This window comes from Streptomyces sp. NPDC006393 (assembly GCF_040628575.1).
Classification (GTDB): Bacteria; Actinomycetota; Actinomycetes; order Streptomycetales; family Streptomycetaceae; genus Streptomyces.
This window is the reverse complement of record NZ_JBEXZD010000008.1, coordinates 90,010-114,967: the sequence shown is the minus strand read 5'-3', so window position 1 is coordinate 114,967 and position 24,958 is coordinate 90,010. Positions and strand designations below refer to the sequence as shown.

Here is a 24,958-nt window from a genome sequence, read left to right as displayed (position 1 = left end):
GGTCACCGGCCCCGGCCGGGGATCGAGACCGAAGTCGCAGCGGAATGGACTTTCGGCGCGGCGGGCCGCCGCGACCGCAGACGTGCGGCGGGCGAGGCTCGCCCCGCGGCCGATGTGCGTGGGGGGTCCGCGGGGCGAGAGTCATGGTCATGAAGCAGGTTCTGGAAGTACTCGGATTCATCGCCCTGGTGCAGGGCGTGCTGGGCCTGGTGCAGGGGTTCACCCACTGGCAGGTGGGACTGGTGCAGCGCCTGGCCTTCCTCCACGGCTACGAGGTGTTCGTGAGCTTCGTCCTGATCGTGCTCGCCTGCGCGCTGTTCGCCGCCGCCGAGCGTCTGAAGCTGTGACCGTGCGCCCTGGCGAGAGGTGACCGGTGACCGGCGCGCGGGCGCCCTGACGCCTGGGTGCCCGGGTGCCCGGCGGCGTGGATCAGCAGCCGAAGTCGATCAGGTCGAACGTCGCGTAGTGGTCGGAGGTGTAGTAGTCCTCCTGGCTTCGCTCACCGGTGACGATGCGCCGCGCTCCACGGGTGGGCGAGCCGGGGGTGACGACCGTGTACTCGTGGTAGTAGCCGGTCGACTGCCGGGGCAGAACGCTCTCGCGGTTCTGGAAGACGGTGCCGTCCTGGGAGTAGGGGAAGGGCCCGCCCCGGTCGATCAGGTCGAGTGTGTCGTACGCCTGGGAGGGCAGGTCGCCGTAGCAGACGCTGCCGACCGAGGCCGTGGTGGCGTCCGCCGGGCCGGCGGTGACGGTGCCGCCCACGAGCAAGGCGGACAGCAGGGCGCCGGCGGCGCCGACGCGGGTCATGCGTGGGGGGATTCTCATGGGCTCATGATGACGCGCGTAGACGGTGGCATGTCAATGACAACCACGTGGAGTTTTCCGGCAAGTCACGTGAATTCGCGGGGAGTTCACCTGCGACCGGGCGCCCGCACGTCACCTCCACGAGTGAGTGCCGGGCCGCGGGCACACCGCTCGCCCCGCCCCGCCCCGCCCCGCCCCACCACACCGCCCGGCTGGCCGGCCGGCCGGCTGACGTCGGTGTCCGTTGGCCGCCAGCGCACGGCCCGCCCGGCCGCTGGGATGGGGGCATGACTTCTTCAGCGCGGACGAACGGCAAAGTGGCTCTTGTGACCGGCGGCAGCCGTGGCATCGGTGCGGCGACGGCGGTGCGCCTCGCCCGCGAGGGCCACGACGTGGCGGTGACCTATGTGAACGGGAAGGAGGCGGCGGAGGACGTCGTACGGGCCGTGGAGCGGCTCGGCCGGCGGGCGACGGCCCTGCGTGCGGACGCGGCCGACCCGCGGGAGGCGGCGGGGGCCGTGGGCCGAACGGTGGATGAACTGGGCGGGCTCGACGTGCTGGTGAACAACGCGGGGGTCGGCCTGCTCGGACCGGTGGAGTCCCTGACGCTCGCCGATGTCGACCGGGTGCTCGCCGTCAACGTGCGCGCGGTGTTCCTGGCCTGCCAGGCGGCTGCCTCCCGCATGGGGCACGGCGGCCGGATCGTCACCATCGGCACCTGCATGACCCAGCGCGTCCCCGGACCCGGGGGCACCCTCTACGCGACGAGCAAGGCGGCCCTGATCGGTCTGACCAAGGCGCTCGCCCGGGAACTCGGGCCGCGCGGGATCACGGCGAACATCGTCCACCCCGGTCCGATCGACACCGACATGAACCCCGCCCACGGGCCCTACGCGTCCGGCCAGGCGCAGATGACGGCACTGGGCCGCTTCGGCACCACCGCCGAGGTGGCGTCCACGGTGGCGTACCTGGCGAGCGCCGAGGCGGCCTACGTCACCGGAACCGAGTTCGCGGTGGACGGCGGCCACGCCGCCTGACGCGACGGCAGCCGTCGCGGGGCACGCCGGTGCTGTCAGGCCGACGCGCCCCGCGCGTTCGGGCGGGGCCCCGCGAACCCGCGGGACGGGGAGGGTCAGCCGCCCAGTTCCTGGTGGTGGGCCGCGAGGTGGGCCGCGCCCTCCTGTGTCAGGGTGCCGAAGACGCGCAGGCGGGAGATGCCTCCGTCCGGGAAGATGTCCACGCGCGCGTGCGTGCCGACGGCGGGCGTGGGCAGTACGAAGCGGTGGTTGGTGTCGGGCTGGAGGCGGGTGCGCGGGAGGATCTCCGTCCACGCGCCGTTCTCGCCGTCCTTCACGGACACCGACGCCCAGCCCGCGCTGTTGCCCTTGAGGTAGGCGGTGTCGATCTCGAGGGCACGGATCTCCGACCGGGCGGCCAGCCGGTAGCGGATCCAGTCGTTGCCCTGGTCGCGACGGCGCCGGGTCTCCCAGCCGTCGTCCATCTTGCGGGAGCGGCCCGGCTGGATGGTGTTGGTGGCCGGCGAGTAGAAGAGGTCGGAGGCGTCCTCGACCCGGCCGCCGTTCTCCAGGGCGACCACGTCGAAGGTGCCGAGCGCCGCCAGCCACTTCGGGTCCGGGACCACCTCGCCGTACACCCGCAGCCGGGCGATGCCGCCGTCGGGGTGCTGCTTGAGGCGCAGGTGGGTGAAGCGCTGCTCGACATCGACCGCGAAGCCGTTGGCCGCGTGGCCGCCGACGGCGGTGCGCGGGACCAGCGTCGTCCACTTGACGTCGTCGGCCAGCAGCTCCTCCGGAGACGGGGAGCCGGCCACCGAGGTGCCTTCGACGGACACCGCCTGCGGGTAGTTGCCGCGGAAGTGGGCCGTGTCGACGACGATGCCGCGCACGACGCCCGGCGCGCCGAGCCGGATCAGCGCCCAGTCGTGGTCGTCCTCGGTGGGCCAGGGGTGGCCGGCGGAGGCACCGCGCCGCCGCCGGGTCTCCCAGCCGTCCATGACCTTGCCCTTGTGCCCGAAGTGCTCGGGGTCGAACTCGGCGCGCTCGGGCACCAGCAGGTTCTCGCGCTGGGCGAAGAACTCGTCGTTGGCGGCGATGACACCGGCACCGAGCCGCCGGTCGGCGAGGTTGGCGTGCTGGGTGAAGGGGAAGTCGGCGGTGCGGTAGTCCGCGTACGGGTCACCGCCTCCGTAGGGGTTCGCGTCGCCGGTGAAGCTGGGAATCGCCGTCACGGTGATCAGATCTTCCTTTCGGTGGTGGGCCGGTGCGGTGAGTCAGGTGGTCCGGTCGAGGAGGCGGCCCTTCGGCGCGGTGAACTCGCCGTCCGCCAGGATCCGCTCGCCGCGCAGCCAGGTGGACCTCACGACGCCGCTGAGGGTCCGGCCCGCGTAGGCCGTGACGCGGTTGCGGTGCTGGAGGGCCGCCGGATCCACGGTGAACGTCTCCTCGGGCGCGAGCACCGCGAAGTCGGCGTCACGGCCGGGTGCGATGGCGCCCTTGCGGCCGTCGAGGCCGACGAGTCGCGCGGTCCGCTCCGACATCCAGCGAACCACGTCCTCCAGGCCGTGACCGCGCCCGCGCGCCTCGGTCCACACGGCGGACAGGCTCAGCTGAAGCGAGGAGATGCCGCCCCAGGCGGTGGCGAAGTCGTCGGTCTTCAGGTCGGCGGTGGAGGGCGAGTGGTCGGTGACCACGCAGTCGATGGTGCCGTCGGCCAGCGCCTGCCAGAGCAGGTCCTGGTTGGCGGCCTCGCGGATGGGCGGGCAGCACTTGAACTCGCTGGCCCCGTCCGGGACCTCCTCGGCGGTCAGGGTCAGGTAGTGCGGGCAGGTCTCGACCGTGATCCGCACGCCCTCCGCCCTGGCCTCGGCGATCAGCGGCAGCGCGTCGCTGGAGGACAGGTGCAGCACGTGGACGCGTGCGTTCAGCCGCCTGGCCTGCGCGATCAGGGCGGCGATGGCGGTGTCCTCGGCGTCGCGCGGGCGGGAGGCGAGGAAGTCGGTGTACCGGGGGCCGCCGTGCTGCGGGGCGGCGGCGAGGTGGTGCGGGTCCTCGGCGTGCACGATCAGCAGACCGCCGAAGCCGGATATCTCGGCGAGCGATCCGGCCAGCTGGTCCTGGCCGAGGTGCGGGAACTCGTCCACGCCCGAGGGCGACAGGAACGCCTTGAAGCCGAAGACGCCGGCGTCGTGCAGCGGGCGCAGGTCCTTGACGTTGCCGGGCAGGGCGCCGCCCCAGAAGCCGACGTCGATGTGGGCCTTGTCGCGGGCCACGTCCTGCTTGACGCGCAGATTGTCCACCGTGGTGGTGGGCGGCAGGGAGTTGAGCGGCATGTCGATCAGGGTGGTGATGCCGCCGGCCGCCGCGGCCCGCGTGGCGGTCCAGAAGCCCTCCCACTCGGTGCGGCCGGGGTCGTTGACGTGCACGTGGGTGTCGACCAGGCCGGGCAGCAGGGCGTCGTCGCCGAAGTCCTCCAGGCGGGCCCCCGCGGGTACGTCCGCGTCGTGCGGCAGCACGGCCGTGATGGTGCCGTCGGCGACCGCGACCGACGCGGCGCGCGTCCCCTCGGGCGTGATGACGCGCGTCGAGCGCAGCACCAGTTCAGCGTCGGACACCCGGACCCCTCTCTGCCACTGTTTGTGCTTCCACGAAACGGAAACTGGATGTACGCGGATGGACGCCACGTAACGGACTTCAACGTTCTGTTGAAGGAGTCTTCACTCCCGCACCCACCCCGTCAAGGGGCGCACCGTCGAACGGCAGCTCACCGCGCGCAGTCTGGACGTTTCCACAACGCGGAATTAGAATTCCGACAGACAGAACGTAGTTCCGTACAGGCAGGGAGTCAACCGCCCCCCGGGTAGGCTTTGGCCCTTCCTGCCAGCCTCGAAAGGAACGCGCCGTGCCGACGTCCAGCGCCAGCACCACCGACTCCGCCAAGTCCTCCGCCAGCGGTGGCGTCCAGTCCCTCGAGCGCGCCTTCGATCTGCTGGAGCGGATGGCCGACTCGGGCGGCGAGGTCGGTCTCAGTGAGCTCTCCGCGAGCAGCGGACTGCCGCTGCCCACCATCCACCGTCTGATGCGGACCCTCGTGGCCTGCGGATACGTCCGCCAGCAGCCGAACCGGCGGTATGCGCTCGGTCCCCGGCTGATCCGCCTGGGCGAGTCCGCCTCCCGGCTGCTGGGCACCTGGGCCCGCCCCTACCTCGCCCGCCTGGTCGACGAGACCGGTGAGACGGCGAACATGGCCCTGCTGGACGGCGACGAGATCGTGTACGTGGCGCAGGTGCCGTCCAAGCACTCGATGCGCATGTTCACCGAGGTCGGTCGGCGCGTGCTGCCGCACTCCACGGGGGTCGGCAAGGCGCTGCTCGCCCACACCCCGGACGACGAGGTGCGCGCCCTGCTGTCGCGGACGGGCATGCCCGCCGCCACGGAGAAGACGATCACCACTCCGGACGGCTTCCTGGCGGCCCTGGAGGACGTACGCCGGCTCGGTTACGCCATGGACGACAACGAGCAGGAGATAGGGGTCCGCTGCATCGCGGTCACCATCCCGGACTCCCCCACGTCCGCGGCGATCTCCATCTCCGGCCCGGCGGGCCGTGTCACCGAGACCGCGAAGGAGCGGATCGTCCCGGTGCTCCAGCAGGTGGCGAAGGAGCTCTCCCAGGCCCTGGCCAGCTCGGGCCCGACGGGCTGAACCGGCCGGGCGGCGGCCTGCTCCACCCGGGGCCCGTCCGGGGCGGGGCCGAAGCGCGCGGGCGCCGGCAGCGCCGTACCCGGTCCTGAAGCGTGCGGGCGCCGGCCTTCCTGCGCCCGGCCCTGAAGCGTGCGGGCGCCGACCTCCCCGCGCCCGGCCCTGAAGCGCGCGGGCGCCGCCGCCGTGCCGTTCGTGCGGTCAGCCCCGCGGTGGCTGCCCGAACAGGTCCACCGCGGCGCGGACCTCCGACAGGCCGCGGGCCAGGGCGCTGACCGAGCCGATCGATCCGGCGATCAGCAGCAGGGAGCGGCGCAGCCGCGGAAGCTCGGGGATGCCGTGGGAGGCCATCGCGGCGAGGGCGGCGAGTTCGTCCTCGGCTATGGCACGGTCGGGGAACTCGACGGGGTGGGCGGCGAGTTCGCGGCGTAAGCGGGACACGGCGGCGCGCAGTTCCGCCACCCTCGGATCCTCTCCGCTGCCCGTCACCGGCGTCTGTTCCAAGCTCCGCAACACAGTCCTCCCCCTCGCACGCCGTTGTGCGCAGTCCCCGGACCCGGGCCAGTAAACGCCACCCGGGGCGGGGTGCGCCAGCGCGCGGACCGAAATTCAGCCCCCGTCGCACGGCACGGCCGACGGACCGTCAGGTATGCAGGACCCATGACACGTACAGATGACGAGGTCGCGGGGCTGGTACTGGCCGCGGGCGGCGGGCGGCGGCTCGGCGGCCGGCCCAAGGCACTGCTGGTCCACCGGGGCCGGCCCCTGGTGGAGCACGCGGTCGCGGTCCTGCGCGCGGCCGGGTGCGCGCGCGTCCATGTGGTCCTCGGCGCGCGGGCGGACGACGTACGGCGGCAGGCCCGGCTCGACGGCTGTGTCCTGGTGGACAACCCGGACTGGGAGCAGGGCATGGGCTCCTCGCTACGGGCCGGGCTGGAGTCCCTCTCCGGTACCGGCGCCCGGGCGGCGCTGGTCTCTCTCGTCGACCAGCCGGGGATCACCGCTGAGGCGGCGGCGCGGATCCTGGCCGCCTACCGGGGCGAGACGTCACTGGTCTCCGGGGCGTACGACGGTGTGCGCGGCCATCCCGTCCTGCTCGGCGCCGATCACTGGGCGGGCATCGCGGCGAGTGCCACCGGGGACCGGGGGGCACGCGCCTACCTGAAGGAGCACGCGGACGCGATCACCCTGGTCGAGTGCGGGGACGTGGCGCGGCCGTACGACATCGACACCGAAGCGGATCTGGGCCACCTCGAGTGAGCGCGGTGGCACCGAGCGCCACCTTGCCTCGACCCAGAGAATCTCGACATCAACAAACCATTGAACTTCCACCATGAGGAAACTAGTATCCACTGTTCAGAAGCGCCTGACGGATCCGCGGGCGCCATACACCCCATTCATGCCGGTTGGCATCCAGTGCCACGGCATGGTGGTGATGCACGTGGTTCGCTGAAGAAGCTCCCCCCGAAGGAAGTGACAGCTCATGTCCGCTCCAGCGCCGTCGCCGCTGGCCATCGTCGACGCCGAGCCCCTGCCGCGGCAGGAAGAGGTCCTCTCCGACGCGGCGCTCGCCTTCGTGGCGGAGCTGCACCGGCGGTTCACGCCGCGCCGCGACGAACTCCTCGCCCGCCGTGCCGAGCGTCGCGCCGGGATCGCCCGCACCTCCACCCTCGACTTCCTCCCCGAGACGGCCGCGATCCGCGCGGACGACTCCTGGAGGGTCGCGCCGGCCCCCGCGGCCCTGAACGACCGCCGGGTCGAGATCACCGGTCCCACCGACCGCAAGATGACCATCAACGCGCTCAACTCGGGCGCGCGGGTCTGGCTCGCCGACTTCGAGGACGCCTCCGCCCCGACCTGGGAGAACGTCGTCCTCGGCCAGCTCAACCTGACCGACGCCTACACCCGGAACATCGACTTCACCGACCCCGTGTCGGGGAAGTCCTACGCCCTGCGCCCGGCCGAGGAGCTCGCCACGGTTGTCATGCGCCCGCGCGGCTGGCACCTGAACGAGCGTCATCTGGTCGACGCCGACGGCAGGCAGGTCCCCGGCGCGCTCGTCGACTTCGGCCTGTACTTCTTCCACAACGCCCGGCGTCTGCTGGACCTCGGCAAGGGCCCGTACTTCTACCTGCCGAAGACCGAGTCGCACCTGGAGGCGCGTCTGTGGAACGAGGTCTTCGTCTTCGCCCAGGATTACGTCGGCATCCCGCAGGGCACGATCCGCGCCACCGTCCTGATCGAGACGATCACGGCCGCGTACGAGATGGAGGAGATCCTCTACGAACTGCGCGACCACGCCTCCGGGCTGAACGCCGGTCGCTGGGACTACCTGTTCTCCATCGTCAAGAACTTCCGTGACGGCGGGGAGAAGTTCGTCCTGCCGGACCGCAACGCGGTCACGATGACGGCCCCGTTCATGCGCGCGTACACCGAACTCCTGGTGCGCACCTGCCACAAGCGCGGCGCGCACGCGATCGGCGGCATGGCGGCCTTCATCCCCTCCCGCCGCGACGCCGAGGTCAACAAGGTGGCCTTCGAGAAGGTCCGCGCCGACAAGGACCGCGAGGCGAACGACGGCTTCGACGGCTCCTGGGTCGCCCACCCGGACCTGGTGCCGATCGCCATGGAGTCCTTCGACAGGGTGCTCGGCGACAAGCCGAACCAGAAGGACCGGCTGCGCGAGGACGTGAGCGTCAAGGCCGGGGACCTCATCGCGATCGACTCGCTGGACGCCAAGCCCACCTACGGCGGCCTGGTCAACGCCGTCCAGGTCGGCATCCGCTACATCGAGGCCTGGCTGCGCGGCCTCGGCGCGGTCGCCATCTTCAACCTCATGGAGGACGCGGCCACCGCCGAGATCTCCCGCTCGCAGATCTGGCAGTGGATCAACGCGGGCGTCGAGTTCGAGAACGGCGAGAAGGCCACGCCCGAGCTGGCCCGCAAGGTCGCCGCCGAGGAACTGGCGAACATCCGGGAGGAGACCGGCGAGGAGGCCTTCGCGGCCGGGCACTGGCAGCAGGCCCACGACCTGCTGCTGAAGGTCTCCCTCGACGAGGACTACGCCGACTTCCTGACGCTGCCGGCGTACGAGCAGCTCGAGGGCTGACGCCCGCACCCGCACCGTGCGTGGGGCCCCGGTCGACGTCCGGGGCCCCACACGGCCGTCCCGGGTCGCGCCGTCCCGGGTGCGCGCCGTCGCGGCCGCACGACCGTCCGGGGCCGCGCGGCCGTCACCCCAGGTGGGCCGACCAGTCCTGTTCGGCGGGCGGTTTGCCGTGCAGGTCCGGGACCCGCTTGAGCCACTTCGGCCGGCCCTGCTGCGTCTTCGCCGCGCGCAGCGCCTCCTCCGCGGCCAGCTCCTCGCGGCTGGGGAAGTCGGTGGGCAGCCAGGCCGCCGAGGCCGCCACCCGCGCGGCGAGATAGTCGGCGTAGGCGGCCCTGGCCTCGCCCGGGCCGGCGAACCCGGGCTCGTCGGTGAGCCAGGCGTCCGGCACCTCCTCCAGGACCTCCTCCAGCAGCTCCCGCGTCACCCTGGGCGCCAGTTCGGCGTCGGCGGCACGGACGTCCGGCGTGTAGTGGCCGAGGGCGTGGTGGCGGAAGTCGTACGCCTTCTCCGGCGCCGAGGTGTCCCAGCGGTGGTGGAAGACGAGGGCCGCGCCGTGGTCGATCAGCCACAGGCGCGGGGGCGCGACACCGAGGGTGGGCCAGACCATCAGGTTCGAGCTGTGCACGGTCCGGTCCACGTTCACCGTCAGCGCGTCCAGCCAGACGATCCGGCCGGCCTCCAGCGGATCCACCGGGAAGGTCTTCGCCACCTCGGGGGTGAAGTCGCGCGCGCCCGGCAGATAGTCCATGCCGAGGTTGACTCCGTGGCTGGCGTCGAGCAGGTCGCGCACCTCCTGGTGCGGTTCGTGCGCGGCCAGCCCGGGGTCGAAGTGGACCAGGACCAGCTCGGGGAAGCGCAGCCCGAGGGCGCGTGCCAGCTCCCCCACGATCACCTCGGCGACCAGCGCCTTGCGGCCCTGCGCGGAGCCGGTGAACTTGACGACGTACGTACCGAGGTCGTCGGCCTCGACGACTGCGGGCACGGAGCCGCCGGAGCGCAGAGGTGTGACGTAGCGGGTCGCGGCGACCTCCCTCAGCATGCTCCCACGCCCCTAGCTTCCGGCTTCCGACATGAAAAGAGCATAGTAACCGAGCGTGACAGCCGCGCGATGTGCGCCGGTGCCGTCAGGCGGCGCGTCCCGGCCGGTCCTCTCCCACGGGGGTGAGGTGGGCCAGGCAGAGCGAGGGCTCGACGAACGGCTCCAGCCGCTCGACGCCGATGGGGGCGCGCACTTCCTTCAGCGCGCCGCGCATGAGGCCCAGGTGCAGGGAGCACACCACCTCACGGTGTTCCTCGGCGACCTCCCGGAACGGGCAGTGGCGCAGCGGGACGACCCGGTCCGGCCGGTCCTGGACGGGGCCGGGGGAGAAACCGACGTCCGCGAGCACCCGGGTCAGCCGCCGGACGGCCTCGTCCATGTCGATGCGCTGGGCGGGTGAGGGCGTGTCGACGAGGTAGCGGCCCCATGCCTCACCGGCGTCGACCGCGGCCTGCGCGGGCTGCGGCAGTGCCTGGGTGATGAGGCCGGTGAGCATCTGGGCGAGCAGCTGGTAGCTGCGGCGGCCTGCCGGTACGTGCGAGGGGGCGGCGTGGTAGACGGTGCGGGGCCGGCCCGGCCGGCCGCGTCCCTCGGTGCGGCGCTCGGCGAGTCCTTCCTTGACCAGCGTGTCGAGGTGGAACCGGGCGGTGTTGGGGTGCAGACCCGTCTGCTCGGCGACCTCCCGCACACCCACCGCTTCGGCCGTGGCACGCAGTACGTCGAGTACATGCGCCCGGCTCTCGCCCACGGCGGACGGGCCGGCCGGATCATGCAACGTCTGCTCGCTCATTTCACCAATTTTACCCGGCACGCCTCGTGGAAAATAGGGAAAACCTCTCACCCGCTCCCCGTCGGATCCGGAGTCCCGGGGCGGCGCCGGATCTGCATGCCGGGTCGACGACGGTGGACGGTCACATAGGCCAGGCCCCGGGGTCCCGCGGTGATGGCGCGCGTCGAACCGTGCGGCAGCCACAGGAGCCCCCCTTCGGCCAGCGGCAGTTCCCCCTCGGGGGTGTCCATCACGCCGTCACCGGTGACGACGAGCACCAGGACGTCCAGGTCGGGCTCGGCGTGCGTGCCGATGCGCTCGCCGGCGGGCAGCCGGATCAGGTTGGCGTCGAGCTGGCGGCCGGACTCGGTCAGTTTCCACAGGACGCCGGTGGGTCCGGGCAGTTCGCCGGTGAGGGCCCGGACGTCGCACAGCACACGCGCCGTGGCCGCCCCCTGCGGCAGGTCGCCGGACCGCCCCTCAGCCATCGTCGGCCACCCGTGCGATGCGGACCTGCCACTGCTCGGGGCCCGACTCGACGTACTCCCAGGTGAAGCGGCCGGGATGGGTGGCCTCGAACTCACGGCGCAGCGGCTTGGGGTCGTGGTTGTTGACCAGGACGAAGGACTCCCCGTCGGCGAGGCGCGCGAAGCGGGTGAAGATGCGCGGGTGGCGTCGGCCGTGCGGGATCTCCCGGACGTCGACGACCGCCGGATCCTCCAGCCGGCCGCCTTCCAGGACGGTGGTGAAGTCGCCGGCGAGCGCGGACAGGTCGACTCCCGGCAGCGCCGCCAGGGCGGGCAGCAGCACGGCACGCTCCATGCCGAGATGGACGGCGAGCATGCCCGCGAGGGTGCGGGCGGCGCCCGCGCGTTCCGTGCCGTCGGTCGCGGCGGCCAGGGTGGCGGCCTGCCCGCCGACCGTGCCGGCCGCGGCGCGCAGCGCCCGTACCAGCAGCCGGGTCTCGGCCGCGCCGGACGCGGCGGCGTACAGAGTCTGCTCGGTGGCCGTCAGGAGACGGCCCAGCCGCTCCGTGAACGCGTCCGCGGATTGCTCGTCTTGCTCGTCTTGCTCGTCCTGCTCGTCGGATTCGGTGAGCGCGGTCAGCTGGTCCAGCAATCGCTGGTGGGCCTCCTCGACCACGGCCCGTGCGCGGACGTCCGGGTCGGTGTCGGTCGACTGGATGTACACCTCTGCGGCAGGCGGCATGCGTGATCCCTCTGTTCCCGCTGTTGTGCTCGTTCTGGCTGGTCCTGACTGTTCCTGGCTGTTCTCAGCTGCTCCGGGCCGTTCGGGCACGGGGTACACCCGCGAAGAGCGGCATAATTATTACATCTTTGTTCGTAAGAACGGGAGGGGGAGCCATCTCTTCGGCCACTCGCCCAGGCAGAGCAGACCTGTTTCTCACATGTACATTCATAGAAACCTGTCGGCCGGGCAGGCCCTACCGCGCCCCCACCGCCGGGCCGCCCTCCCCCTCCGCGCCGAGCAGGGGATTCGGCAGCGGCCGGTACCGGGCGTCGGCTCCGTCCGCGCCGGTCCAGCGCAGGAGCAGGTTCGTCTTGCCGGGCAGGGTCGGGGCGGTGAGCAGCGCGGCGGCCTCGGGCACGTCGTGGCGGGCCAGTTCACGGCGGACGGCCGGCCATGGGTCCAGGGCCGGGTGGCGTTCCACCAGGGCGGCGGCGATCTCGCTGAGATGGTTGACGAACAGGCAGTACACCAGCCGCTCCCAGCCGGCCGCCCGGGACACCTCCGGCAGCAGCTTCACGCCCTCGGCGTCCCGGAACAGCGCCTGCACGGGAAGGCCGTCGGCGTCCGTCGCGACGAGCGAGTTCTGGAGATGGGCCTCCAGGACGACACCGTGCCGGGCGAAGGCCGTCAGGGCCGGCGGCAGGACCTGCCGGAGATACGCCGCCCACCACACCGCCGGATCCGCCGGGCCGTCGAGCGGGTTGCCGTCGAAGCCCTCGGCCAGGGCGGCGGCGAGCAGCGGGGTCGCGCCGGGCAGCAGATGCCCGCGCAGCCCGTCGCGGACGACCACGGCCAGTTCCTCGAAGGCGAAGCCGACGGTCCGGTAGCCGCGGTCGCTGAGCCAGGCCGCCGGGCCGCCGAGAGCCGCGAAGGCCGCCGCGACGGCCGTGTCCGTGCGGCGCAGCTTCAGCAGGTCGTGCCGCCACAGCCGCCGTACGTCGTTGGTGATGCGCACATCGAGGCTGAACTTCAGGAAGAGGTCGGCGTCCGGCGCGCACACGGTGCGGATGGCCGCCGTGGGCCGGACGTCGAAGGGTGTCGTGCCGAGCCGGATCAGCCGGCCGTCGGCGAAGGCCTCGTCGAGGTCGCGGCCCACCAGCTCCAGCTGCCAGGGGTGGGCGGGCAGCAGCCGGTAGCCGGGCGGGGCCTGGCCGAGGGCGTCGAGCGCCGAGGTGTCGCCGTCCTCCACGACCGTGTCCGCGCGCACCCCGAGCAGCACCAGCGGGAAGCGGGCGTACGCCTCCGGCGCGTACGGCAGCCAGGAGGCGACCGGGGCGCCGCCGCGCGCCTTGGGCGCCGGGTGGTGGGGATGCCCCGTGACAAGGGACTGCTCGGAGCGCAGGTACGGGTCGCCGGGCGGCGCCGCCCGGTCGCGGGCGGCGAGCAGCGCCGCCACCGCCTCCCGGCTGTCGATCATCTCGGCGGGCAGCTCGTCGTTGGACAGGCCGGTGTGCCGGCGCAGCTCCTCGGCCACGAGTTTGACCAGTTCGGTGTGGTCCACGCGCCGCCAGCGGCCCGCCGCGTACACCTCCGGTTCCGCGGGGCGCCGCCCCTCGCGGACCCGCAGCAGCCGCCCCCCGCCGGGCAGCCGGTACACCCGCCGTCCGCCCCGGCCCGCGCACGGCTGCGCCACCTCGCGGATCAGGCAGTTCAGCAGGGGCGCGGACGCGTAGGCGTCGGCGCGCGGTCCGACGTCGTCGGAGGCGGGCATGGGCTCCACGGGTTCCATTCGTTCCCTACGTCCACACGGTGCGAAGGTGACCAGTATGTCCGCCCGGCGCGCGCTACCGTGGCGCCCGCGTCCGACCCGTACCCGAGGAGCCCGACCGTGCACCGTCTCCCGAGCGCCGAGGCCGAGATCGGCGAGGAGCTGGCCGCGGTCCGTCCCGACCTGGTCTCACGGTACGCGGGCGAGCTGCGCGGTGCGCGGGCGTCCGTGCTCACCCGGCTGTGGCGGGCGCTGGCGCACGAGCCGCTGCCGTGGGTGACGGGCCGGGAGCGGGTACGGGACGGGCTGGTGCTGCGCCTCGCCGACGGCCGCGCGCTGCACGGGCCGCCGTCGGATCCGTACGCCACGGCGGCCCACGTGACCGCCGTACGGCTCGGCGGCACGTCCTACGAGGATCCGGCGCGCCTGATGACCGGCCTGGCCGTGCCGCACGGCGAGGCCTTCGCCGCCGAACTCCGGCACAGCGCCGCCTCGTTGGCCCTGTCCCGGGCCGATCGGCCATTGGGCCCCGAGGCACCGCCGCCGGCGTGGACCGCGCCGGACTGGGTGTGGGAGCAGCGGGTGGTCGACGGTCACCCCTTCCACCCCAACTGCCGTTCCCGGCCGGGTTTCTCCGTGGCCGAGCAACTGGCGTACGGCCCGGAGCACCGGCCCCTGGTGGAACTGTGCCTGGTACCGGTCGCGGCGGAGGAGTGCCTGGTGACCGGGGCGTGGCCGCGGGAACTGCGGGACGGCGGACGGCTGCTGGTCCCCGTGCACCCCTGGCAGGCGGAGCACGTGCTCAAGCGGCCCGGCGAGGGCGGCCGCCTCGCCGCGCACCCCCTGATGTCGCTGCGCACCCTGGCCCTGCCGGACGGGCCGCACGTCAAGACCGCGCTGTCGGCCCGTCTGACGTCGTCGGTGCGGGACATCTCGGTCGGCTCGGTGGCCGCCTCGGCCGTCCTGTCGGACTTCGCCGAGGACCTGGCCCCCCGCGCCGAAGGCCTGCTGCACTTCACCCGCACCCTCGGCGCGGCCACCGCCCACTCCCCCGACCTGGCCGCCCTGTGGCGCGAGTCGCCGCGGGCGTACACGGCACCAGGCGAGCACGTGCTGCCGGTGGCGGCCCTGCCCGTCACCGGCCTTGCGGACTCCCCGTCGTGGCTGGCCGGCTTCACGCGGCTCGCGCTCACGGCCGGGCTGCGCCTGCTGGAGCTGGGGGTGGCCCTGGAGGCCCACGGCCAGAACCTGCTCGTGGTGCTGTCCGCTTCGGGCGCTCCGCTGCGACTGGTCTACCGGGACCTCGCCGACATCCGCGTCAGCCCCGCGCGGCTGGCCCGGCACGGCATCGCGGTCCCGGAGCTGCCCGCCCGCAACCTCACCGACGACCCGGAGGCCCTGCGCCGGAAGCTGTTCGGCTCCCTGGTGGCCGGCGCGCTGGCAGGGGCGGCGGGTTCGCGAGACGTCCTGCGCGCGGCCCTGGAGGCCGCCGTAAGTGACCTACCGGGTACGGAAGATGTCCGGGCGCTGCGGGAGGAGCCGCTGCCCGCGAAGGCGTTGACGCTGATGCGGCTGTCGCCCGGGACGCCGGGCGACCGGTGGACCACCCTGCCCAACCCGCTCGTTTTGGATCCGGGCGCCTCCGATCAATAAGATCCGCCGATGATCACAAGACAACGGCTGGCGGCAGGAGTCTGTGCTCTGCTCGCCGCCCTGACGGCCGGGATCGCCTTCCCCGCCGGCGCGGTCGCCGACGAACCGGACGGCCGGCCCGCCCCGAAGGTCGAACTCGTCCTGGACGTCAGCGGTTCCATGCGCGCCCGGGACATCGACGGCGGAACGCGGATGGCCGCGGCGAAGCAGGCGTTCAACGAGGTGCTGGACGCCACGCCCGAGGAGGTGCAGCTCGGCATCCGCACCCTCGGCGCCAACTACCGCGGAAACGACCGGAAGACCGGCTGCAAGGACACCGCTCAGCTCTACCCGGTCGGCCCGCTGGACCGCACCGAGGCGAAGACGGCCGTGGCCACGCTGCAGCCGACCGGCTGGACGCCGATCGGGCCGGCGCTGCTGAAGGCGGCGGACGATCTGAACGGCGGCGACGGCACCCGCCGTATCGTCCTGATCAGCGACGGCGAGGACACCTGCCAGCCGCTGGACCCGTGTGAGGTGGCCCGCGAGATCGCGGCCAAGGGCATCGGCCTGACCATCGACACCCTCGGCCTGGTGCCGGACGCCAAGACCCGCGACCAGCTCAGCTGCATCGCGGACGCGACCGGCGGCACATACACCTCCGTGCGGCACAAGGAGGAACTCTCCGACCGGGTCGGCCAGTTGGTCGACCGTGCGGCCGATCCGGTGGTGACACCGGTCGCCACCCAGGGCGCCGCCGACTGCGCCAAGGCACCGGCGCTCAAGTCCGGCCTGTTCACCGACCGCGAGGAGTTCGGGCAGCAGCGCTGGTACCGGGTGGACGTCGACCCCGGCCAGGAGCTGCGTGCCTCGGTGAGCGTCGCCGACGACCGGGCCGTGAACCCGGACTACGGGCTGCTGCTGCGGGCCGTGACGGTGCACGGCCGGGAGATCGTGCGTGGCGAGGCGGCCGGCACCGGCCGTACGGACGTGATATCGACGGGACTGCGCTACCCGAGGCCCGAGAGCGATGACGACAACGCCCCGGCCGAGACGGTGTGCCTCCAGGTCACCAACTCCTTCTCGCCGGCCCCCGGTGTGAAGACCACGCCGGGTCTGCCGCTGGAACTGACCGTCGACGTGGTGGACGGTCCGGACAAGGCCGGTGACGTGGCGGCGTTCGGTCTGGGACGCGGCTGGTGGCTGCTCGGCGTGCTGGTGCTCGTCGGCTTCCTGGCCGGGCTGCTGTGGGGCTGGCTGTCGCGCTGGCGGGTCGCGGTGTGGAGGACGAACTGATGCGTATCACTCGTGTACTGGGCGCCGCGCTGCTGGCGCTCGGGCTGGCCGCCGGGCCGGCCGCGGCCGACTCCTCGCCCTCCCCGAGCGCCTCCGACGGCGGCAAGGCGCCCACCCAGGCGGGCACCTCCTTCCGTACGGCCACGGAGATCGAGCAGGGGCAGCAGGCCACCGCGAACGGCTCCACCGGCGACTACCTCTACTGGTCGTTCCCGGCGGACACCGGGCAGCGCCCCACCGTCGAGGCGACGGTGAAGCTCCCCGAGACGCACGGCTCGCAGACCTGGCAGCTCGACGTGTACGACGGGCTGCGGCGCCGCCAGGCCTGCCAGTACGGCGCCCAGACCCGCACCGCCGCGCAGGGCGCCTCCTCGGTCGAGCTGGCCTGCGTGCTGCGCACGGTGCGCGGCTGGTCGGAGCCGTGGGCGAACGATCCGCTGCCGGGCACCTACTACATCCGGCTGACGGTGGTGAACCTCGGCGCGGCCGACCTGGGTCTGCCGGTGAACGCCGAAGTCCGCGTCGACTCCAAGGACATCGGCGGCGCGGCGGCGGTGGACGGATCGCTCGCCGAGCCGCTCGTCCCCGGGATCGCCGTCAAGTCCGCGCAGGACGAGAAGGACGGTTCCGAGCCGGTGCTGTCCAGCTTCGGCTCGGACGACGGCTGGTCCTCCGGCTGGTGGTCCGACCGGTGGGTGTGGACCGGGATCGGTGCGATCCTGGCCGCGCTCGCGGGCGTCGGCGGCTACGCGCTGACGCGGGGGGCGGGACGGCCCACACGGGTGCCGCCGGGAGCCTGACGCTTGACCTGACATGCCATCAGCACTGCAGTACCGGAAGGCCCGTCCCCTCGGGGCGGGCCTTCCCTCATGCCTGTCGCAGCGCTTTGGCCGCGGCTCCGTCCCCGCCGACGTCGACCCGGCCGTTCCGCACCGCCTCCGCCAGGCCCAGCTCGCCCCGGGCCAGGGCCGTGCAGGTCGCGGAGTCCAGTGCCAGCACGGCGTCGGGCTCTCCCGGGGCGGGTCCGTCGCCGTACACGGAGCCGTGCTCCGGCCGGTCGTCCTCGCCCGCGTACAGGTGGAAGACGCCCTCCTCCAGCCGCACTTCCACGATCCCCCCGCCCGCCCCCGCCTCCCGCAGGGCCCCCAGCAGCGGCAGCGCGAACCAGTGGGCGCGCAGGGCGTCCGTCGGCCGCGGCTCGCCCAGCTCGGCCCGCCCCCACTCCCCCAGCGCCTGGAGGACCGGCAGCAAAGCCCGGCCGTGCGGGGAGAGTTCGTAGACGTAGGCGGCGCCCGGCGGCGGCAGCCGGCGCCGGGCGGCCAGCCCGTCCCGCTCCATGTCCTTCAGCCGTGAGGCCAGCATGTCCGTGCTGACGCCCGGCAGATCCGCGTGCAGGTCGGTGTAGCGCCGCGGCCCGGCCAGCAACTCCCGGACGATCAGCAGGGTCCAGCGATCGCCGACGAGGTCGAGCGCCCGGGCGGTGGAGCAGTACTGGTCATAGCTACGGCGAGTGCGGGGTGACATGCGACGCAGTCTAGACATGTTGTTGGACTTTCCAAGCTCCAACTTGGTAAAACCAAGCAACACCAGTTTCCGGAGGGGCGCATGGAGTTCCGGCAGTCGAGCAAGCTCAGCGAGGTCTGTTACGAGATCCGCGGTCCGGTGATCGAGCACGCCAACGCGCTGGAGGAGGCGGGGCACAGCGTGCTGCGCCTGAACACGGGCAACCCCGCGCTGTTCGGCTTCGAGGCGCCGGAGGAGATCCTCCAGGACATGATCCGGATGCTTCCCCGGGCGCACGGCTACACGGACTCGCGCGGCGTCCTGTCCGCCCGCCGCGCGGTCGCCCAGCGCTACCAGGAGCGGGGGCTGGAGGTGGGGGTCGACGACGTCTTCCTCGGCAACGGCGTCTCCGAACTGGTGTCGATGGCGGTGCAGGCCCTGGTGGAGGACGGTGACGAGATCCTCGTTCCCGCCCCGGACTTCCCCCTGTGGACGGCGGTGACGACCCTCGCCGGCGGCAAGGCGGTCCACTACCTGTGCGACGAACAGGCCGACTGGTACCCGGACCTGGACGACATGGCGTCGAAGATCACGGACCGCACCAAGGCGGTGGTGATCATCAACCCGAACAACCCCACGGGTGCCGTCTACCCCAAGGAGATCCTGGAGGGCATCCTCGATCTCGCCCGCCGGCACGGACTGATGGTCTTCGCGGACGAGATCTACGACCAGATCCTCTACGACGACGCCGTGCACCACTCGACCGCCGCGCTCGCCCCCGACCTGGTGGTCCTCACCTTCTGCGGCCTGTCGAAGACCTACCGCGTGGCGGGCTTCCGCTCGGGCTGGCTGGTGGTGACGGGCCCCAAGCAGCACGCGAAGGACTACCTGGAGGGCCTGACCATGCTGGCCTCCATGCGCCTGTGCGCCAACGCCCCCGCCCAGTACGCCATCCAGGCCGCACTCGGCGGCCGCCAGTCCATCCGCGAACTGACCGCGCCCGGCGGCCGCCTGCACGAACAGCGCGATGTGGCCTGGGAGAAGCTGAACGAGATCCCCGGGGTGTCCTGCGTGAAGCCCAGGGGCGCGCTGTACGCCTTCGCCCGCCTGGACCCCCGGGTCCACAAGATCCACGACGACGAGAGGTTCGTCCTGGACCTTCTCCTGCGCGAGAAGATCCAGGTCGTCCAGGGCACCGGTTTCAACTGGCCGTCCCCCGACCACTTCCGCATCCTCACCCTCCCGCACGCCGACGTGCTGGAGACGGCGATCGGACGGATCGGACGGTTCCTGAGCGGGTACCGGCAGTAGTCGGGCCGACGGCAGGCGTGCCCACGGCTGGGGTACCGGCGGCTGGGGTACCGGCGGCAGGCGTACCGGCGGCAGGCGGTGTATGCCGGTCGCCGGCCGGCCCTGGACCGATCAGCCGCGCGCGGCCTCCTCGGTCGGCGGCGCCGGCGGGTCGTCGGCCGTGATGCGGGCCAGCAGTTCGCGGGCTTCCCGGATCCGGGGGTGGTCCGGGTACAGACTGCGCTCGCAGTCCTCCAGGGCCTCACGGGCCGCCGCTTCCGCCTCGCTCCGGCGTCCCAGACCACGCAGGGCCACGGCGGTGCCCATGCCCAGGCGCCCGCTCAGGCTCCGGTCCCGGGGCGGGACGAACCGGCGCGCCTCCGTGAGTGCCTCCTGGTACCGCCCCTGCCCGTTCAGGCTGATCACCAGGCCGGAGTGCAGAGCGGCGAGCGTACCGCCCTCGGCCCGGGGCAGGTTTCCCCGGGCGACGGCCTCGGCCTCCTCGTGACGTTCTTGTCCGCACAGGGCGTCGACCAGGTTGTCCAGCACGCACAACTCGATGTGCGACACCGAGGCCAGATGCTTGATGCGGGTCAGGCCGCGCAGTATGTCCAGCCCCTCGGCCTCCGCCTCGGCGTAGCGACGCTGACTGTTGAGGACCAGCATGCGGTTGCTCCGGACCATCAGCAGCATCGCCCGCCCGGACCCGGTCATCCCCTCCAGCTCCGTCGTGAGGGACTCGAGTTCGGCCAGCACCCGCGTCCCGCGTCCCTGGGCACAGGCCGCTGCCGTGGCCAGGCTCCTGGCGCCCCATCCGACGGCCAGACGCCAGGCCCGCTTGCGCAGACGCCCCGCTCGCGCCTCGATCGCCCTGGCCCTTGCCTCCACCTCCTCGTACTCGCCGTCCCTGTACAGCTCAAGGAGGCGTTCCAAGGCGGCCACGTCCCGCGGGCGGCGCCGCCGCCGTATCACGCGTGCGATCTTCACAGGCCGTGAGGTTACGCGAGGCCGCCTGCTCCCGGACCTCCGCGGTCAGGAGCGGCGGCCCGTCCCGCCGGCTGAATGATCTGCCGGGGGGAATGATCGGCGGTGCCTCTCTGTTGCCCGACACAGCGGATGATCACTGAACAGGGGGCTCGCATGGCGGTCGGCGTCCAGGGAACGGTGGCCGAAGGGTTCGAGGGCGTGCGCGAGGAGCTCGCCGCGTTCCTCGCCGGGGAGGCACACGAGCCCGGCGCGCAGCTCGTGGCGTACCACCACGGGCGCCGGGTGGTGGACCTGTGGGCCGGTGACGGGCTCGACGGGGAGTCGCTGACCGGGGTGTACTCCATCACCAAGGGGGCGGCGCACCTGGTCGTGGCGCTGCTGGTACAGGACGGGGTGCTCGACCTCGACCGTGAAGTGGCCCGCTACTGGCCCGAGTTCGCCGCCGAGGGCAAGGAGCGGCTCACGCTGCGCGAGCTGCTCTCGCACCGGGCGGGGCTGGTCGGCGTGGAGGGCGGGTTCACCACCGGGGAGCTGGCCGACGACCGGGCGATGGCGGCGCGGCTGGCCGGGCAGAAACCGTGGTGGGAGCCGGGGACGGCGTACGGCTACCACGCGTTCGTGATGGGCGCGCTCACCGGCGAGGTGGTGCGGCGGGTGACCGGGCGGTCGATCGCGGAGCTGTACGAGGAGCGCGTCCGGGCGCCCTACGGCCTGGACTTCTACATCGGTCTCCCCGAGGAGCTGGAGCCGCGGTGGCTCGAGGTGCTGCCGCTGGTGCCCACACCGGAGCAGGCGGAGCGGCTCGCGGCGCGGGCGGCGGCGCCGGACAGCGTCCGGGCCATCGCCTCCAACACCGGCGGGGACCGGCCGCCGATCGACCTGGTCGCCTTCGCCAACACCCGCGCCGTACGCGCGCTCGGTCCCACCTCCTCCGGCGGCGTGGGCAACGCGCGGGGCGTCGCGGGCATGTACGCGGCCGCGATCAGCACCGTGGACGGCAGGCCCGCCCTGCTCAGCCCCGTGACGGTGGCCGAGTTCGCCCGGCTGCACACGCCCGGCACCGATCTGGTCACCGACCAGGTGAACCACTTCGGCCTCGGCTTCGAGTACCTCGCCGAGCGGTACCCGTTCCTCGGGGAGGACTCCTTCGGGCACAGCGGCGCCACCGGCTCCCTCGGCTTCGCCGATCCGGCGAGCGGGGTGGCGTACGCCTACACCCGGCGCCGCTTCGCCTTTCCGTCCGGTGAGGGCGCCTCCCCCGAGAACGGCCGTCTGGCCGAATCCGTCCTGCGGGCCGCCGCGGCCCTGTGACACCGTGCTGACGTCGAACAGGAAGGAAGGGCGGGCGTGGGTGATCTCTTTCTCGTGCGGCACGGGGAGACCGAGTGGTCGCGGTCCGGGCGGCACACCGGGTGGACGGACGTACCGCTGACCGAGCACGGCCGTCAGGAGGCGCGGCGGCTGGTGCCGCTCGTCCGGTCGCATCGGATCGGCGCGGCGTTCGTCAGCCCGTCGCAGCGGGCCCGGGAGACGGCCGAGCTGATCGGGGTGCACGACGCGCGGGTGGACGCGGACCTGCGGGAGTGGGACTACGGCGGGTACGAGGGCGTCACGACCGCGGAGATCCAGCGGACCCGGCCCGACTGGTTCCTGTTCAGGGACGGGGTGGCGCCGGGGCCGCCGGACCATCCCGGGGAGAGCGTGGAGCAGGTCGGGGAGCGGGCCGACCGGATGCTGGCGAAGGTCGACGCCGCGTTCGCCAATACCGAGGGGATCGTGCTGCTGGTGGCGCACGGCCACTTCCTGCGGGTGCTCACCGCGCGGCGGCTGGGGCTGCCGCCGTCGGCGGGGGCGCTGTTCCAGCTGGCCACGGGCACGGTGTGCCGCCTGGGCACGGAGCACGACCGGCCGGTGATCGCGGGCTGGAACCTCCGGGCGGGCGAGCCGTCCGCGTGACGGCGGGCGCGGGGGTGGTTGTCGGACCCGGGTCGTAGGCTTCGAGCGTGTGGAGGAGCCGTCGCAGGACGTCGGAGGACGGGGAGGAGCCGTCGGACGACGGGGAGGGAGGACGCCGTGACACGACCGCCGACCGCCGCGCAGCGCCGTGTCATCGACACCGCCGACCCCGTGACCGGGCGGGTCAGGGGCACGGAGGCCCAGCTGGCGGCCCTGGTCGCGCGGGGGCTGGCCTTCCGTCATCCGCGCCCGCCGCACGACCACTTCCTGACGCCCGCGGGGCACCGGATACGGGAGGCGGGACCGGAGGCGGACGCCGCCGGCCGTCCGGCCTCCGGGCCGGAGCGGGTGCCCTCCCCCGGCGGTGTGTTCGCCGCCCGTGTCGGGGGCGAGGAGGACTCGGCGGCGTACGAGGGCCCCGCGCGGGTGCGGGAGGTGCACAGCGCCTGGCAGGGGCTGCTGGAGCTGCGCCGGATGACCAATGCGGACGGGTCCACCGACCGGCCGTGCGGCTGGGAGCGTACGCATCTGGTGCGGTCCGCGGCGCTCGCCCTGGAGGCGGCCGGGCACCCTCCGGCCGGCCCGGGCGGCGACGGCTACCGGGTGCGGGCGACGCCGCAGCCGGAGGCGGTCGCGGTGTACGGGCCGCCGGATCCCGGGGCGCTGCGGGACCTCGCGGCCACGCTGGAGCGGGCCGGGTGGCAGGCCGGGGAGTACACCGAGCCGCGGACCAGGACGCGGTACCTGCTGGCGTCCCCGCGGCGGGTCTAGGGGGTGTCTCGCCGATCATGCCGGGCTCGCGGCGCCTGGCACCGCTCCCTGATCCGGCATGATCGACGAGACACCCCCTGGGCCCGTGCCAGGATCGACGGGCCGGAGTGTGCTGTGCGAGAGCGACGAGAAGGGAACGCAGTGAGCGAGCCGTTTTCCGTGCGGGTGACCGTCCGCGGATACGAGACGGATGTGCAGGGCCACCTCAACCAGGCCGTGTACCTCAACTACGCCGAGCACGCCCGCTGGTCGCTGCTGCGGGCGGCCGGGATCAGCCAGGCGGGCCTCATCGCCAGGGGCATCGGCCCGGTGGCGCTGGAGACGACCATCCGCTACCGGCGGGAGCTGCTCGCGGGCGACGAGGTCGACGTGTCCTGTGCCTTCGAGTGGGGCGGGGGCAGGACGTTCCGGATCGAGCAGACGATACGCAAGCTCGACGGCACGGTGGCGGCCGAGATCACGGCGGTCGGCGGGCTGATGGACCTGACGGCACGCAAGCTGGTCGCCGACCCGCAGGAGCGCTTCAAGGAACTCGCCACGGATCCCGCGCCGTTCGGCCTGTGACCCGCCGAGGGTCTTCGCAACACGCCCCAGGGGTACGGCGGCTCGGGTGCCGTACCCCTGGGGCGGTCCGGTGGGTCAGTGTGCCGGTGCCGTCTGCGCCGATTCCGCGATCTCCTGGCCCGCCTCCATCGGATGCGTGACGTCCTCGGCGTCACGGCCCTTGCCGATGTGGTTGAAGAGCAGGTTCAGCAGGACCGCCACGACGCAGCCGGTGGAGATGCCGGAGTCGAGGACGATCCGCGCCGTCTCGGGGAAGGCGTGGTAGAAGCCCGGCGCCGTGATCGGGATGATGCCGACGGCGAGCGAGACGGCCACGATCAGGACGTTGTTGTCCTTGTCGAGGCCGGCCCGCACCAGGGTCTGGATGCCGCTCGCGGCGACCGAGCCGAACAGGACCACGCCCGCGCCGCCCAGCACCGGGCGCGGCACGACCGCGATCAGCGAGGCCGCCATCGGGCACAGGCCCATCAGGACCAGGAAGCCGCCGCCGACGGCGACCACGAAGCGGCTGCGGATGCGGGTCATGGCGACCAGGCCGATGTTCTGCGCGAAGGCGCTGCACATGAAGCCGTTGAACAGCGGGCTGATCGCGGAGCCGAGGGTGTCGGCGCGCAGGCCGGCCTTGATCGTCTCCTCGCCGGAGGGACGTTCGACGATCTCGCCGAGGGCGAGCATGTCGGCGGTGGACTCGGTCATCGAGACCACCATCACCACGCACATCGACAGGATCGCGGCGATCTGGAACTGGGGTGCGCCGAAGTGGAACGGGGTGGGGAAGCCGACCACATCGGCGTCGGTGACCGGGCCGAAGTCCGTGACGCCGAACGGTATCGCGATCACCGTGCCGGCGATCAGGCCGATCAGGACGGCGATCTGCTTGACGAAGCCCTGGGTGAAGCGGCGCAGCAGCAGGACGAGAAGGAGGGTGATGCCGGCCAGGGTGAGGTATTTCGCCGAGCCGTAGTCGTGCCCGGCGGGGTTGGGCCCCTGGGCCCAGCCGAAGGACACCGGCAGCAGCGAGACGCCGATCAGGGTGATCACGGATCCGGTGACGACCGGCGGGAAGAAGCGGACCGCCTTGCAGAAGACCGGCGCCGCGAGGAAGCCGAGGAGGCCGGCGACGATGACCGCGCCGAAGATGACCGGCAGGGCGTCGGACTTGTCCTTGGTGGAGGCGACGATCGCGGTCATCGGGGCGACACCGGCGAAGGTGACGCCGTTGACGAAGGGCAGCCGGGCGCCGATCTTCCAGATGCCGAGGGTCTGGAGGAAGGTGGCGAGGCCCGCGGTGAACAGGCAGGCGCCGGTGAGGAAGGTCAGTTCGGTGCCGGACAGGCCTACGGCCGCGCCGACGATCAGGGGCGGGGCGACCACTCCCGCGTACATGGCGGCCACGTGCTGCAGGCCGCTGGTCGCCATTTTCAGGGCGGGAAGCTTCTCGTCCACGGGGTGGATCGACTCGGCTGGCGGTCGTGCCTCGTCGCTGGTGGTGGGGTGAGCGGCCACGGCGGCTCCTCCGGTCGGTTAACACGTCGGCTCTGACGTGGGTGTCAGGGAGGTAAT

At 72.8% G+C, this 24,958-nt stretch carries 25 protein-coding genes; 13 read left to right on the top strand and 12 right to left on the bottom strand.

Annotation, left to right across the window (positions count from 1 at the left end; genetic code table 11):
• The first annotated feature begins 149 nt into the window (after window positions 1-149).
• Window positions 150-347 (top strand): hypothetical protein, encoded by a 198-nt coding sequence (locus tag ABZ484_RS06425; RefSeq protein ID WP_358864736.1) that lies wholly within the window; start codon window positions 150-152, stop codon window positions 345-347.
• 82 nt (window positions 348-429) lie between these two features.
• Here the strand turns inward: ABZ484_RS06425 and ABZ484_RS06420 are convergent, their stop codons facing one another.
• Window positions 430-825, bottom strand: coding sequence for a ribonuclease domain-containing protein (locus tag ABZ484_RS06420; protein WP_358864735.1), 396 nt, complete (start codon window positions 823-825; stop codon window positions 430-432).
• A 266-nt stretch (window positions 826-1,091) separates the two neighbouring features.
• Between ABZ484_RS06420 and ABZ484_RS06415 the strand changes: the two genes are divergently transcribed.
• Window positions 1,092-1,841: a 3-oxoacyl-ACP reductase family protein gene (locus ABZ484_RS06415; RefSeq protein WP_358864734.1), complete on the top strand. Its 750-nt coding sequence runs from the start codon at window positions 1,092-1,094 to the stop codon at window positions 1,839-1,841.
• 95 nt (window positions 1,842-1,936) lie between these two features.
• Here ABZ484_RS06415 and alc read toward each other — a convergent pair whose 3' ends face one another.
• Window positions 1,937-3,052 (bottom strand): allantoicase, encoded by a 1,116-nt coding sequence (gene alc / locus ABZ484_RS06410; protein WP_358864733.1) that lies wholly within the window; start codon window positions 3,050-3,052, stop codon window positions 1,937-1,939.
• Window positions 3,053-3,094: 42 nt separating this feature from the next.
• Window positions 3,095-4,435: an allantoinase AllB gene (allB, locus tag ABZ484_RS06405; protein WP_358864732.1), complete on the bottom strand. Its 1,341-nt coding sequence runs from the start codon at window positions 4,433-4,435 to the stop codon at window positions 3,095-3,097.
• A 287-nt stretch (window positions 4,436-4,722) separates the two neighbouring features.
• On the opposite strand from allB, the gene ABZ484_RS06400 reads away from it, so the two are divergent.
• Window positions 4,723-5,523 carry an IclR family transcriptional regulator gene (locus ABZ484_RS06400; protein WP_358864731.1) on the top strand — a complete coding sequence of 267 codons (801 nt, stop codon included), beginning with the start codon at window positions 4,723-4,725 and terminating at the stop codon, window positions 5,521-5,523.
• 198 nt (window positions 5,524-5,721) lie between these two features.
• Here the strand turns inward: ABZ484_RS06400 and ABZ484_RS06395 are convergent, their stop codons facing one another.
• Window positions 5,722-6,036: a DUF5955 family protein gene (locus ABZ484_RS06395; RefSeq protein ID WP_358864730.1), complete on the bottom strand. Its 315-nt coding sequence runs from the start codon at window positions 6,034-6,036 to the stop codon at window positions 5,722-5,724.
• Window positions 6,037-6,180: 144 nt separating this feature from the next.
• On the opposite strand from ABZ484_RS06395, the gene ABZ484_RS06390 reads away from it, so the two are divergent.
• Window positions 6,181-6,780, top strand: coding sequence for a nucleotidyltransferase family protein (locus ABZ484_RS06390; protein ID WP_358864729.1), 600 nt, complete (start codon window positions 6,181-6,183; stop codon window positions 6,778-6,780).
• Between the two features lie 223 nt (window positions 6,781-7,003).
• The gene (gene aceB / locus ABZ484_RS06385) at window positions 7,004-8,629 is read left to right on the top strand and encodes a malate synthase A (protein ID WP_358864728.1); all 1,626 of its coding nucleotides are present in this window, start codon (window positions 7,004-7,006) and stop codon (window positions 8,627-8,629) included.
• Between the two features lie 124 nt (window positions 8,630-8,753).
• On the opposite strand, the gene ABZ484_RS06380 is transcribed toward aceB, so the two are convergent.
• The 5 genes from ABZ484_RS06380 to ABZ484_RS06360 all read right to left on the bottom strand — a co-directional run bounded on the left by ABZ484_RS06380 (window position 8,754) and on the right by ABZ484_RS06360 (window position 13,417).
• Entirely contained in the window at window positions 8,754-9,668 is a 915-nt protein-coding gene (locus ABZ484_RS06380; RefSeq protein WP_358864727.1) for a HipA family kinase, read from the bottom strand.
• A gap of 85 nt (window positions 9,669-9,753) precedes the next feature.
• Window positions 9,754-10,458 (bottom strand): helix-turn-helix domain-containing protein, encoded by a 705-nt coding sequence (locus tag ABZ484_RS06375; RefSeq protein ID WP_358864726.1) that lies wholly within the window; start codon window positions 10,456-10,458, stop codon window positions 9,754-9,756.
• A gap of 47 nt (window positions 10,459-10,505) precedes the next feature.
• On the bottom strand, window positions 10,506-10,925 hold the full coding sequence (locus ABZ484_RS06370; protein ID WP_358864725.1) for a hypothetical protein: 420 nt from the start codon (window positions 10,923-10,925) through the stop codon (window positions 10,506-10,508).
• Window positions 10,918-11,646 (bottom strand): DUF2249 domain-containing protein, encoded by a 729-nt coding sequence (locus ABZ484_RS06365; protein ID WP_358864724.1) that lies wholly within the window; start codon window positions 11,644-11,646, stop codon window positions 10,918-10,920. Before ABZ484_RS06365 ends, ABZ484_RS06370 begins: the two co-directional genes overlap by 8 nt.
• 235 nt (window positions 11,647-11,881) lie before the next feature.
• Window positions 11,882-13,417 (bottom strand): IucA/IucC family protein, encoded by a 1,536-nt coding sequence (locus tag ABZ484_RS06360; protein WP_358864723.1) that lies wholly within the window; start codon window positions 13,415-13,417, stop codon window positions 11,882-11,884.
• 99 nt (window positions 13,418-13,516) lie between these two features.
• Here ABZ484_RS06360 and ABZ484_RS06355 point away from each other — a divergent pair, with 99 nt between their 5' ends.
• The 3 genes from ABZ484_RS06355 to ABZ484_RS06345 are packed head-to-tail and all read left to right on the top strand — an operon-like array spanning window position 13,517 to window position 17,124.
• A complete protein-coding gene (locus tag ABZ484_RS06355) occupies window positions 13,517-15,049 on the top strand; it encodes an IucA/IucC family protein (RefSeq protein WP_358864722.1) in 1,533 nt (510 codons plus the stop codon).
• A 9-nt stretch (window positions 15,050-15,058) separates the two neighbouring features.
• The gene (locus ABZ484_RS06350) at window positions 15,059-16,324 is read left to right on the top strand and encodes a VWA domain-containing protein (RefSeq protein WP_358864721.1); all 1,266 of its coding nucleotides are present in this window, start codon (window positions 15,059-15,061) and stop codon (window positions 16,322-16,324) included.
• Window positions 16,324-17,124, top strand: a complete 801-nt coding sequence (locus ABZ484_RS06345) for a hypothetical protein (protein WP_358864720.1) — start codon at window positions 16,324-16,326, stop codon at window positions 17,122-17,124. Before ABZ484_RS06350 ends, ABZ484_RS06345 begins: the two co-directional genes overlap by 1 nt.
• Before the next feature lie 67 nt (window positions 17,125-17,191).
• On the opposite strand, the gene ABZ484_RS06340 is transcribed toward ABZ484_RS06345, so the two are convergent.
• The gene (locus ABZ484_RS06340) at window positions 17,192-17,848 is read right to left on the bottom strand and encodes a winged helix-turn-helix transcriptional regulator (RefSeq protein WP_358864719.1); all 657 of its coding nucleotides are present in this window, start codon (window positions 17,846-17,848) and stop codon (window positions 17,192-17,194) included.
• Between the two features lie 81 nt (window positions 17,849-17,929).
• Between ABZ484_RS06340 and ABZ484_RS06335 the strand changes: the two genes are divergently transcribed.
• Entirely contained in the window at window positions 17,930-19,138 is a 1,209-nt protein-coding gene (locus tag ABZ484_RS06335; RefSeq protein WP_358864718.1) for a pyridoxal phosphate-dependent aminotransferase, read from the top strand.
• A gap of 111 nt (window positions 19,139-19,249) precedes the next feature.
• Here the strand turns inward: ABZ484_RS06335 and ABZ484_RS06330 are convergent, their stop codons facing one another.
• A complete protein-coding gene (locus ABZ484_RS06330) occupies window positions 19,250-20,104 on the bottom strand; it encodes a tetratricopeptide repeat protein (protein ID WP_358864717.1) in 855 nt (284 codons plus the stop codon).
• Window positions 20,105-20,257: 153 nt separating this feature from the next.
• Between ABZ484_RS06330 and ABZ484_RS06325 the strand changes: the two genes are divergently transcribed.
• The 4 genes from ABZ484_RS06325 to ABZ484_RS06310 all read left to right on the top strand — a co-directional run bounded on the left by ABZ484_RS06325 (window position 20,258) and on the right by ABZ484_RS06310 (window position 23,395).
• Window positions 20,258-21,415, top strand: a complete 1,158-nt coding sequence (locus tag ABZ484_RS06325; protein WP_358864716.1) for a serine hydrolase domain-containing protein — start codon at window positions 20,258-20,260, stop codon at window positions 21,413-21,415.
• 36 nt (window positions 21,416-21,451) lie between these two features.
• Window positions 21,452-22,060: a histidine phosphatase family protein gene (locus ABZ484_RS06320; RefSeq protein WP_358864715.1), complete on the top strand. Its 609-nt coding sequence runs from the start codon at window positions 21,452-21,454 to the stop codon at window positions 22,058-22,060.
• A gap of 117 nt (window positions 22,061-22,177) precedes the next feature.
• Entirely contained in the window at window positions 22,178-22,831 is a 654-nt protein-coding gene (locus tag ABZ484_RS06315) for a hypothetical protein (protein ID WP_358864714.1), read from the top strand.
• Window positions 22,832-22,972: 141 nt separating this feature from the next.
• Entirely contained in the window at window positions 22,973-23,395 is a 423-nt protein-coding gene (locus ABZ484_RS06310) for an acyl-CoA thioesterase (RefSeq protein WP_358864713.1), read from the top strand.
• A gap of 75 nt (window positions 23,396-23,470) precedes the next feature.
• On the opposite strand, the gene ABZ484_RS06305 is transcribed toward ABZ484_RS06310, so the two are convergent.
• Window positions 23,471-24,901 (bottom strand): nucleobase:cation symporter-2 family protein, encoded by a 1,431-nt coding sequence (locus ABZ484_RS06305; RefSeq protein WP_358864712.1) that lies wholly within the window; start codon window positions 24,899-24,901, stop codon window positions 23,471-23,473.
• Window positions 24,902-24,958: the final 57 nt, after the last annotated feature.